At 52.1% G+C, this 10,710-nt stretch carries 8 protein-coding genes and 1 pseudogene; 1 reads left to right on the top strand and 8 read right to left on the bottom strand.

Annotation, left to right across the window (positions count from 1 at the left end):
- Positions 1 to 293 precede the first annotated feature (293 nt).
- Positions 294 to 497 (bottom strand): hypothetical protein, encoded by a 204-nt coding sequence (locus ACOTX7_RS23140; RefSeq protein ID WP_032653883.1) that lies wholly within the window; start codon positions 495 to 497, stop codon positions 294 to 296.
- 104 nt (positions 498 to 601) lie between these two features.
- Between ACOTX7_RS23140 and ACOTX7_RS23135 the strand changes: the two are divergent.
- Positions 602 to 993 (top strand): annotated as a pseudogene (locus tag ACOTX7_RS23135) (DUF933 domain-containing protein); the annotation flags it as partial.
- A 302-nt stretch (positions 994 to 1,295) separates the two neighbouring features.
- Here the strand turns inward: ACOTX7_RS23135 and ACOTX7_RS23130 are convergent.
- The 7 genes from ACOTX7_RS23130 to ACOTX7_RS23100 form a co-directional block, all read right to left on the bottom strand.
- Positions 1,296 to 1,661, bottom strand: coding sequence for a hypothetical protein (locus tag ACOTX7_RS23130; RefSeq protein ID WP_071850020.1), 366 nt, complete (start codon positions 1,659 to 1,661; stop codon positions 1,296 to 1,298).
- A gap of 212 nt (positions 1,662 to 1,873) precedes the next feature.
- Positions 1,874 to 2,245 carry a hypothetical protein gene (locus ACOTX7_RS23125; protein ID WP_221813699.1) on the bottom strand — a complete coding sequence of 124 codons (372 nt, stop codon included), beginning with the start codon at positions 2,243 to 2,245 and terminating at the stop codon, positions 1,874 to 1,876.
- The gene (locus ACOTX7_RS23120) at positions 2,242 to 6,696 is read right to left on the bottom strand and encodes a glycohydrolase toxin TNT-related protein (RefSeq protein WP_221813700.1); all 4,455 of its coding nucleotides are present in this window, start codon (positions 6,694 to 6,696) and stop codon (positions 2,242 to 2,244) included. Before ACOTX7_RS23120 ends, ACOTX7_RS23125 begins: the two co-directional genes overlap by 4 nt.
- A 3-nt stretch (positions 6,697 to 6,699) precedes the next feature.
- Positions 6,700 to 7,140 carry a DcrB-related protein gene (locus tag ACOTX7_RS23115; protein WP_039273973.1) on the bottom strand — a complete coding sequence of 147 codons (441 nt, stop codon included), beginning with the start codon at positions 7,138 to 7,140 and terminating at the stop codon, positions 6,700 to 6,702.
- Positions 7,141 to 7,216: 76 nt separating this feature from the next.
- Positions 7,217 to 8,293, bottom strand: a complete 1,077-nt coding sequence (locus tag ACOTX7_RS23110) for a hypothetical protein (RefSeq protein WP_221813701.1) — start codon at positions 8,291 to 8,293, stop codon at positions 7,217 to 7,219.
- 439 nt (positions 8,294 to 8,732) lie between these two features.
- Entirely contained in the window at positions 8,733 to 9,245 is a 513-nt protein-coding gene (locus tag ACOTX7_RS23105; protein WP_260630797.1) for a hypothetical protein, read from the bottom strand.
- Positions 9,226 to 10,710 (bottom strand): type VI secretion system Vgr family protein (locus ACOTX7_RS23100; protein ID WP_421626165.1); only part of this gene is annotated, 1,485 nt, incomplete at its 5' end. The genes ACOTX7_RS23105 and ACOTX7_RS23100, both read right to left, overlap by 20 nt.

The following is a 10,710-nucleotide window of genomic DNA, read 5'->3' as shown; positions in this document are numbered from 1 at the left end:
GAAAACACAACCCGCTACGGGGAGACTTACCCGAAATCTGATTTATTCAACAAAGCCACATTATGCCTTTCATAGGAGGGCCGGACTCATGTTTAATTGCCATGCTCATTAACTCATCGATATCAGATTCTTTTATTAAAGTTCTCTTTAAGAATTCAAAGAGCATTTTCTCTGCATCTTTTCTTTCTAAAAAATACATTTAGATTACTCTACTATTTTTATGTAAAAATCACCAATATAATTAGATGTGCCTTCTTTGTCGCTGACCTATAGTTGCTCATTAAAAATGAAGTCTATACTTTATTTTTTCTATTTTCGATAGAAATTAAAACCTCACAAGCATCTTTTTCACTCACTTGAACTTTTTTAGCCGCATCAATACTCACTTCTTCCTCCTCCTCTTTCATAACCATCCCCCCTGAATAAAACCTAATAAATAAACGCCCTTCTCTCTCGATAAGGATCACTCCATAATTATTAAATATTATTTTATCCATATTACTTCCATCTTTTATTTTTCAATAGTGTGATTTTTAAATAATTTAGCAAAGACTGCGTCAGGGGGTTGTGCGGGATCTTCTCAGCAAAATCTTCGAGCGGTGAATATTCTGTAGTGGTGGCGGTTTGCGCCGCGGTTGAATCTGATATCACTGAAATGAACGACGCCGATCGTGAAGATTTCATGGCCGAACCGGGTCTGAACCGCGTGATCCGCGCGGGCCATGAGATGTTCAGCCTGCAAACCTACTTCACCGCGGGCGGAAAGAAGTGCGCGCGTGAACCAACCCTGTCGGTGCGACTGTGCCTCAGGCGGCTGGTAAGATCCACTCCAACTTCGAGAAAGGCTTCATTCGTGCGCAGACTATCGCGTTTGAAGACTTTATCACCTACAAGGGTGAGCAAGGTGCGAAAGAAGCAGGCAAGATGCGTGCGGAAGGGAAAGATTACATCGTTAAAGATGGCGACGTGATGAACTTCTTGTTTAACGTTTGATTTTTTTATTGCGTGGCTAAAACACATTGTTTAAGAGTTCTGTTTTCATGCTGGGTTCAAAAGGAATGATATCGGCAGTCACAAGCTTTAACGTCTGAAAAAGATCCTCGCCTAAGCGCTCTTCAAGAGAGTCAAGAGTCTCATATTTAGCGAGAATGACACTGCCGTTTCTTGGGATCCGTCTTCCGGAGGCCAGGATAATTCCCCTTTACGCACACCTTTTTAAACCACTTGTTGGAATTATTTATATAGTATCTCTTTTGCCACCGGCTATTGTTATCATTTTTTGGGCTCATTTGATATTAATACGCAGGGCCTGATCGAGACAATGCGTTACGCTTCATATCATAGGAATAAAACCAATCATGCCAGCCATTTTGTTTTACTGGATAACTACAGACAACGACCACTTCATTTGACAGGTTGAATGTTAAGTAATAAAAAGTCGCGCCTTCAGGAGGTGCAGACCAAAATAGTTTTTCGCCATGAGCATTGAAGATGGTCAAAACGGTTGGTAATGATTTTTGTTCGCTCAATGCAAAGACTAACTGGCGTGTAGGATCGACCATAGCGATATCTAAGCGAGGTATGTTTAGACTTATATTTCTTGAACAGTGAATCCATTCGAGCGCGTTGTTTTCTCTAATGAATCTTAAGTAAGCAATCATACATGTCCTAACTGCATAAAATTATCAACCCTTCTAATTATAAATTATATAAGACCCATGTTGAATGATGCTTGATATAATCGAACAATTCATTACGGGAGTGAGAGTATTTTTATCCCGCCCAAAGATTACTCTCAGGTTGTTACTGAAAACCCTAAAATCTGGAGCCTCATCCCAAAGGCATTTTAAATCACATTTAATATAGCAGAATGCTAAACATCATTACTATTAAAAACACCTATTAAATAAGATTCATAACGAGCGGGTTGTATCTCTTTATAAGTAAAGATGACATAAATATCATGAATTCCTTTTGAACATTTTTTTTCTGATATCCTTAGTGGGCTTTCTTTGTATCTATAGCCCGGGATTAAACCATCTGATAACTTTACGCCTCGCATCTTACTTACCATTTTTGTTTTTTTGCAGTCCTCAAGCTTATCAAAACTTTTAGAGTTATATAAACCGAAACGAACGACAGCATCACAACATGGACAGGATATTTCTTTTTCGTTCCTTAAGAAGTCATCTTCAAGCCCATCATGGATAAGTTCTTTTCTTTTCTGAAAATTAATTAAAGTCATATTTTCCTCAAAAAACCATTTTCAATTAGTGCTTCGATCGCTTCGGATGTTTCGTATTGGGTTCCTCTGCCCGGTTGCCCAAACCATGGTATAGCAGGACCACTATCTACCGGCAACGGTTTTAGAACTTCATAAACCGAATATGGTTTGTTTAAAGTATTTTGTTGGAGGGCTCTCCCCTCGAAAGATGATCCCGCAGGGGATATAAACGTACCACTATCGTGGAAACCATCTGCATCGGTCCAACCACCGTAGCGGTCAACTTTTGTACCAGGTTTTAGAGTCGTTTTCGTTGCAGTAATAAATCCACGATTAGGAGGCCAGGCACCATCGCCCATAAATTTCTCTAATGCCGCCCAGTCTTGTTTCTTCCATAACGCGTAGGCCTTAGATGCTTGTGTTCTCGAAGAGAACTGACGCTTATTAGATTTTTTCTGAAACTCATTCCAGTCATTTTTACAACGACTCAACCCCCACGGATCCACCCACCCCAGCGCATTCGGCGCATACTGGTAAAGGTTTATCCCCCCCGCCAGCCCTATCGGGTCCTGCTGCGTAAACCGTCCGCAGTCCGGGTCGTAATACCGGAACAGATTGTAGTGCAGCCCTGTCTCACGATCCAGGTATTGCCCTTGCATACGCAGGTTCTGAGAATATCCTGATACCTGCGTCTCGCTTTCCCGCAGCAGTTTGCCCCAGGCGCTGTTCACCCCTTCCCAGCGCACCTGCCCTTCGATATCCGTCATCCGCTCCGGCGTACCGTTGGGCTGGCAGTGGAACCAGAAGATTTCCGGGGCATCAACGCCGTCGATACGCGCCAGCGGATCGTAGCTGTCCTGATCGCTGTAGACGTAGGTCAGCGGCACATCCCCGTGCACTTCCTGCAACAGCCGGAACCCTTCCCAGACAAACCGGGTGGTGACTGGCTTACCGGTTGGCTGCCCGCCGAGCATCTGGCGGCGCGTTTTGCTGATGCGTCGCCCGAGTGGGTCATAGCGGAAGCTGACCTGCGTCTGCGGCCTGTTGCGATCCCGCGGCTGGCTGATGACCTCCGTCAGGCGGTGCTCGCCGTCGTAGCGGTAGTGCCAGCGGGTCTGGCCGTTATCCTTCTCCACGGTGCGGCCGTGGATGTCATAGCGCCAGCGAATGCCGTTCAACAGCGTCAGGCGGTTGTGCGTGACCTTCTCAGCAGACCCTTCGAGTGGGTTGCCGGCAGCATCCCAGCGCCACTGCTCCTGGCCGGGCAGCGTGCCGTCCTGAACCAGCAGACGCCCGGCGCTGTCGTACTGCCAGCGGTACCAGCTGAACGGGTTATCGTCCCGCTCTTCCCGGACCAGGTTATTGCGATAGTCGTAATCCCAGCGGCGGGACCAGCGGCGCGGCGACGGGCGCTGGGCATTGCCGGTAAAGACGTCCCGACGATGCAGTCGCCCGAGGCGGTCGTATTCGCTGCGGGTGGTCAGCAGCCCCTGCGTGCGGCTGGTTTCACGGTGAAGTTCGTCGCGGGTAAAGTCGGAGACCGATAGCTTATCAAGGGCAATGCTGAGCAGATGCCCGCTGCCGTAGTAGAACTGTTTCAGCTCCCGGCCATCGGGCAGCGTGACGGAGGTGCGGTTGCCCAGCGCATCATACTCCCACGCCAGCTCTCCGTGCTCGCCCGTTTCACGCGTGACGCGTCCGAGCGCATCATACTCAAACACAAGCTCCTGCTCGGCTTCAGTGCTCCAGGCATCGGCTGACAGCGCAGGATGCAGCCCAATCCGGCTTAATAGCCCAGACGGGGTGTAGTGGTAGCGGGTCTGGCCTTCCGGCGTGGTGCGGGCGACCAGCTGTCCGCTCGCGCTCCAGGCGAAGGCATGGGTGATGGCCTCCGGATGACCGGCGGCAAACGTGCGCGCTATCGTGCGCCCGCAGGCGTCATAACGATACTGCGAGGCCACGCCATCGAGTCCTACCTCTTCCAGCAGCAGCGAGTCTGCGCCCCAGCGGAACTGATACGCTTCGCCGTTTTCGTTTTCCAGGGCAATCAGACGTCCGCGGCTGTCCCAGCGGCGGCGCACCTCTTCACCCTGCGTATTACGCGTGGCGGTTAAGCGCCCTGCCTCATCGTATCTGAACTCGCTCTCTTTCCCGTCGGCGCCCGCATGCTTCACCGGCAGGCCACGCGCGTTCCATTTGAGAGACTCAGTCCACCCTTCCGGGCGATCGAGCTGCACCGGACGCCCCGCGGCGTCGTAGCGGTAACGCGTCTCTTCGCCGTCAGCGCTTATCTCAGCCACCAGCCAGCCCAGCGGATGATAATGGTATTGTGTCACACGGCCTGAACAGTCCGTCGCTCGCACGAGCTGCCCGGCCTCGTTGTACTCCTGGTAGCGGCTGTTCCCGGCGGCATCAACTTCTTCAACCACCTGACCAAACTCGTCCCGACGCAGTAGCGTGGTCTGCCCCATCGGATCCACCACGCGTTTCAGCCCGTGATGTTCGTCATACAGGAATCGGGTGGCGCTGCCGTCGGCTTCGATAATGGACGCGGGAAGCGCGCGGTGCTCCAGCCAGGTGGTGGTGCGGGTATTGCCGTCGGCGTCGATCTCCTGCACCCGGTTGCCCATGTCGTCATAAACGAAGGTAACGGCATTACCGAGCGGATCGATGCGGCGCGTCAGGAGTTCGTTGTCATCCCACTCGTAGCACCAGTTTTCACCGCGCTCGTCAACGTAACGGACGATCAGGTTCTGCGCATTCCAGTAGTGCTTCCGCGTCTGGCCGTCGTAGTGATCGACGGTCGTCAGCCCGGCGGCTAAATCGTAGCTAAAGCGACAGCCGTCGCCGGTGCTGGTGCGGTTTTCCACCACGCGCCAGTGGTCGAATTTTTGCCAGCGGTATTCACTCTCCAGCCCGCCCGGCAGACAGTGCCAGACCATCAGACCGTCATCGTTATAGCGATATTCACGCGTCACCACGCCGGAGGCATCCGTCGCGCTCGCCAGCTGGCCGCGCGCGTCGTACCTCCACTGCATCAGTGGCCATGTCTGGTTGCCGTCGAAATGGCTCGCCGAGGTCACCCGCTGCGGGAAACGTTCATCTTCATAGCGCAGGGTGACATCAATCGCCCGCGGCTCATCGTGCAGACCGATCAGCCGCCCGTGCTCGTTCCATTCCGTCAGCAGTGCGTTGCCGTATTCATCGCTGAGGGAGGCCAGACGCAGGATGGAGGGGTTCGCGCGGGTCGGCTTATACAAACGCCACACCGCGCCGTCATCGTCGGCAATCGCCACGTCGCCGCTCTCATTGCGGCGGATGATAATGCCTTCGCTGATGCTGTAAAACGCGCGGTCGACCGGCGGCAGTTCAAAACTCAGCTCGCGCCCGGTTTCATCGAACCAGGTAGCGTTGTTTTCTTCCAGCGTCAGATAGCTGTCAAAGGTGGTTGCCCAGCCCAGTCCGAACAGCCCTTCGCGGGTGGTGAGGCTGTTGTAGCTGCGCTGCCAGCGCAGCGGGAAGCGCCCCGGCAGCGAGAAATCGAGTTCATCGTCGTCGTTCAGCACCTTTACGCCAGTGGCGGCATGAACCGGGTGCGAGGAGCCGAACACGGCGTTGACGGCCATATCAGCCAGCATCCCGCCGCCAGCCGACGCCAGCGCGCAGGGCATATTTTTCAAAATTTTGCCCGGACGCCCGCGAAGCAGAGAGAGAGCAATCATCCCCAGCGCCAGACCCGGCGTTTTGCCGCTTTTGATGTCGCGGACCGTGAGCGTGTCGCCGCCGATGATCACGTTCGGGGAGACATCGTCGGAAACGGTGCCTTCGCAGGTGGAGCGATCTTTCGCGCGTACCGCAGGCTGTCCGTTGATAAAGACGCTTTTAGATCCTTCCGCCAGATACTGTGGCCCGGAGTGTTTATCACACGCCACCTTGTCTTCTTCCAGCGGCGAGGTCCCTGCGGCGGCAGAGGCGACGCTCGGCTGCCACATCTCGCTGCCGAACTGTCCGGCAGCGGAGAGCAGCATGCCCGCGTAGTCGGCAAAGCTGCCCGGAGACTGCGGCTCAGGCGAAGGGGTATCGGCAGGCGTTAACGTCCCGGCTGCGCGCGCAGCGGGGAGTTTATTTGTCAGAACATTACTCGAACCGGTGGTGATTTTGCCCGCAGGCGACGGCGGGAAAAGCGCGTTACCCAACCCTTCAGCGGCATTGCTGATATCGTCGGTGATCCCGGCGACGTTCGCCAGAACCCCACCAATAATGCCGCTCAACAGACAGCTGGATCCAATCGCCGCCACGCCTGCTGCGGCGGCCCCGGCTCCCAGCAGTGGGGCCGCGACGGTCGCTGCTGCGCCCACCGCCGCGCCAATCACCGCATAGGCAGCACCTTCCGCCACAATGCTGGTGATGTCAGCAAAAATGCTGGAGTGAATAATCTCGTCGCCCTTACGGGCCGCGTTGTTATCGCTCATGCCTTACACATTCCGATTGTCGTTTAGCGTCAGACTCTGCTTCAGTGTGCTCCAGCGCGCCTCGTCCTCTTCGGTAAAGGCTTTTAAGGCTGAGAGGGTAAAAATCATCAGTACCGACTTGCCTGGCGTCTGTACGGCAAGCTGTTTTTGCCACAGGCGCTGGCCGTTACGGTCAAAGGTGGTTTCAACTTCCAGCCCGTTAATGTTTCCGTCTGGCCCGGCTTTTACGTGCTGGAATTCGCTCTGGGCGATCTCACCCATCTGAGGACGCAGCACATCCCACTGGCGGTGAAACTCTTGTTCGTAGTCGCTGCCGTCCGGGATAACGCCGCGGCTGACCACCACGGACAGCCCGCTCTCGTCATCACGAATGATGTTCATGCTGTTGTCCTGCCAGGCGGCAGGAAAAAGGGTAAAGGAACCTTCCTGGAGGGTGTATTTCATAAGTGAACTCGGGATGATTAATATGATGAGAAACAAAAGAGGCCAATCCGTGCTGGCCCTTTGGCTGGCTGTTTTGTTATTTAAGCCACTGGCCTGCCTGTTCGACTAAAACATGGTTGCCTTTGCTGACAAACAATTTCACAGGTGCATACGTCACGGTATAAGCGATCTCGCCATTCTTGTACGTTGAGCCGATTATTTTACCCGCGAAGTCGTGTAACGTTTTTCCCTTTAAGGAGATCGTACTGTTATCGCTTTTGCGCACGCCGAGATAAACCATCTCGTCACATTTGCTCTCAAAATGTCCACACTTGTTTATAAGCGAAATAGCGAACTTTTCGGTGTCCAGTTTTCTGGATTCAGCGTGTTGAACCGAAGCGGCTTTACGTAACGTATAATGCAGCGGTGCATAATAATTTCCATTTTGAGGGGGACTAACTAAACGCCATTTCATTTCCCCTCCCTTTATTTCCAGAACAGCGCGTCCGCCCACGCCGCCAAACGATGAGTTGAACTCAACGTTGGCACGATTGCCTGCGATCGTACCGCTAAGATTACGCTCATCATCTTCCGGGCAATCAATGCGGTTTCCTTTCTGGGATATATAGCAATAAGAACCGGTGATACGGTTGCCTGATTCAGCTAACCGCAGGGTTAACGTCGAGTCGTTCTCGAATTCGCCAGCCCACTCCCCGTCAAATACGCGTTTTAATTGGCCGTTCGTTGCAAAATGCATCGCATTGAATCTGGCGGCCCATTGCTTTATATCGGCATGAATAATCGGGCTATTATCTGAAGACTGGTAATGAATAACGTCCGACTCCGGAACCACCCAGGCCGCAAAGATTTTGCCGTCAGGATTGATAACCATCGCGGACGCGTTCTCCAGATAGAGATCTTTTAGCCAGCCTTCAACAAACAATCCGCCACCTGTGGTGGTATGCGGTTCACCGAAGACATCAAAGTTATCAATAAAGGTCTGGTAATGATTCCCAAGCGTTTTACTGAGATTGTCTGTCACTTCGCTGTCGTTAACGATGTGACTAACTGTATCGAGCTTGTTGTATTGGGATAATTCAAGCGCCGTTGACGTTTCAACGCCCCCTGTCAATAAAGCGGTGAACAAAACGACTGCCAGATATTTTTTGGCCATAAATCACTCTGAAGTACCATTTTCGTAAAACATTTTTACTTTTACAACCTTACTGTCTTTAACCTCAAAAGAGAGTAATTTTTTACCCAATCCGTAAGAAACCCACTGCTCCCCGGAATCATTTTCGACCTGGCCACTACCATTAGTTTTATTAATTTCATTTATTGTTTAACCAATATGGATCCCGCGAACTGTTTTGCCATCTGTAGCAGTTAGCATAATCTGTGCCACAATCTGGTCTCTTATATGCAGAGAAAAATCCTCTTTAGCCAGAATGGGCGGCATAGTCTGAGCCACTACTTCATAACTGCTCAGAGAGGTAGACATCAGGGTAAAGAAAGAGAGACAAAAAGTCGTTTTTTCACGTTACCGTCATTTGCTGGATAAATATTATCCTACTCACCACTTTAAAAAGCAGTGAGTAATGAAATAAGCATTCTTAGTCAGCGCTAATAGAGACCCCACCCAGACAGTCAGGTTTTTTAGCCGTGAAGCTAAAGCTTACTTTTTGCCCATTCATATCCTTTGGCGCTGTATAACTGGTCACTTCGTTCTCAGAACGGCCTCGCGGATAATCTGTTAATGTCAGTTGCGGATAATGCTTTTTAACGGTGTCGAGAGTGATGCACTGGCCTGCCGGTGAAAAATTCAGTAACGGTGCCATGCCGTCGCTTTCTTTACTTAAACGTAAATCAATTGCAGTAACGCTCGTTCCATCCGCCAGTTTGATATCGTCGGCACTATAGAAATTGATATATTCATTCTGTTTCGTCAGCTTGAATGACAACGGAGCGTCAGTCAGACGGGTCACGGACAACGTTTTGAGTGATGCGCTCATTTCCGTAATGAACTGCCAAAGATCCTGTTTCTGCATGTTACCTCCTGCCATTCCCGTCGTTAATAAAGCCGCAAGTACCGCACCCGTTTTTAGACTATGGATAATTTTTATCATACCAACCGCCATAATAATCTTCGTAATATTGCCCCGTGGTAGACGTTTGCTCGCCTTTGCCAAAGATACGGCCTATCTGCGTGCGCGCTTCACTTTCCTTTATGGCCCCGCGTTCGAGCGAATCATAGATACGATTATATTGTGGCTGATTTGCCGGATTGCCCGCAATACCTATATCCCCGCCCTTGTTGGCTATGATTTCACGTTGGACCCGGATATTATTCAGCGTTGCGGCGCCTTCATCACTGAGCGTACTGTTGAGGTAGGCTTCACGTGAAGAAACATCAATATTGGGTTCATATAAAGCGTGACCACTCTCATGCGAAAGGGACTGAACGACTTCTTCCGGATTACCGAGCTCATTTTTATCAACTGTAATAACTCGCGTTTGACGATTAGCGAACGTACCCTTGCCTGCTTCACCTTCTTCGAATGTCCAGCCTCGTTTCTTTAACGTAGCTATGTCATTTTTCATGGTAGGTGATTTGTCTACAAGGCTATCTACATCCTTCCCGTATCCACTTGAAGGAACGTTGGACGTTGACGGCGTTGCAGCCTGTGGGGTATCGGCAGGCGCGCTGGCAACCGCACCTGCCTTACTCTCCTTTCCCGGCGAAAACTTCTCCTGCACCGCCGCATCAATATCCCCTTTATGCCCCGATCCCGGCGCCGTTGTGCCCGGTTGGGTGCCCGACGTATTCAGATGCAGCTTACCGCCCGTGGTGATATACCCATCGCCCTCAACGAAGAAGTTAAACTCTTTGCCGATCAGGTTAATCTTGCCGTTAGCGTTAAGCTCAATAGCACTCTCACCTGAGACCAGCCGCAGCTTCGTCCCGGAAGCAATGACGTACTGCTCCACCGCTGCATCCAGCTTGCCTTTCCCCGTCAGGATCTCGGTTCCGCCTTTCACCGCCTGGATCTGATTAGCCTCCACGCGATGCAGCTCATTTTTCTTCACGTAATGACTGCGCGCGCCGCCGACGCTGTGCGTTTCATCATTTTTAACGCTGGTGTCCATGTTGCGTTCGGCCTGGATCCACACCTGCTCTGCGCCCGCCTTGTCCTCAAAGCGCAGGGCGTTGGCGTTGTCCACAGAGCCGTCCTTGGTGCGGCTCATAAAACCCATCTGCGTCGCGGCAGCGGGCAGTGCCCACGGCGGCATGCTTGCCTCGTTGTACACGCGCCCGGTAATAATCGGACGGTCCGGGTCGCCGTTGATAAAGTCCACCACCACCTCATCGCCGACACGCGGGATCTGCACCCCGCCGTAGCCCTGGCCCGCCCAGGCGCTCGACACGCGCACCCAGCAGGAGCTGGTGTCATCGCCCTTCGCCAGACGGTCCCAGTGGAACTTCACCTTCACGCGGCCATATTTGTCCGTCCAGATACTCTCGCCCTGCGGTCCCACGACTTTCGCCGTCTGCGGGCCATAGGTGCGCGGCCACGCCGTGCTCTGCGCCGG

Origin of the sequence: Enterobacter cloacae complex sp. IR5418, from assembly GCF_049238105.1 — a bacterium.
Classification (GTDB): Bacteria; Pseudomonadota; Gammaproteobacteria; order Enterobacterales; family Enterobacteriaceae; genus Enterobacter; species Enterobacter hormaechei.
Note: the sequence above shows the minus strand (reverse complement) of the source record. Positions and strands in the feature narration are given on the sequence as shown.

Excerpts from the sequence above, each read along its gene's own strand:
- ACOTX7_RS23140 (WP_032653883.1), bottom strand. The coding sequence starts at position 497 with ATGGATAAAATAATATTTAATAATTATGGAGTGATCCTTATCGAGAGA.
- ACOTX7_RS23130 (WP_071850020.1), bottom strand. The coding sequence starts at position 1,661 with ATGATTGCTTACTTAAGATTCATTAGAGAAAACAACGCGCTCGAATGG.
- ACOTX7_RS23125 (WP_221813699.1), bottom strand. The coding sequence starts at position 2,245 with ATGACTTTAATTAATTTTCAGAAAAGAAAAGAACTTATCCATGATGGG.
- ACOTX7_RS23120 (WP_221813700.1), bottom strand. The coding sequence starts at position 6,696 with ATGAGCGATAACAACGCGGCCCGTAAGGGCGACGAGATTATTCACTCC.
- ACOTX7_RS23115 (WP_039273973.1), bottom strand. The coding sequence starts at position 7,140 with ATGAAATACACCCTCCAGGAAGGTTCCTTTACCCTTTTTCCTGCCGCC.
- ACOTX7_RS23110 (WP_221813701.1), bottom strand. The coding sequence starts at position 8,293 with ATGGCCAAAAAATATCTGGCAGTCGTTTTGTTCACCGCTTTATTGACA.
- ACOTX7_RS23105 (WP_260630797.1), bottom strand. The coding sequence starts at position 9,245 with ATGATAAAAATTATCCATAGTCTAAAAACGGGTGCGGTACTTGCGGCT.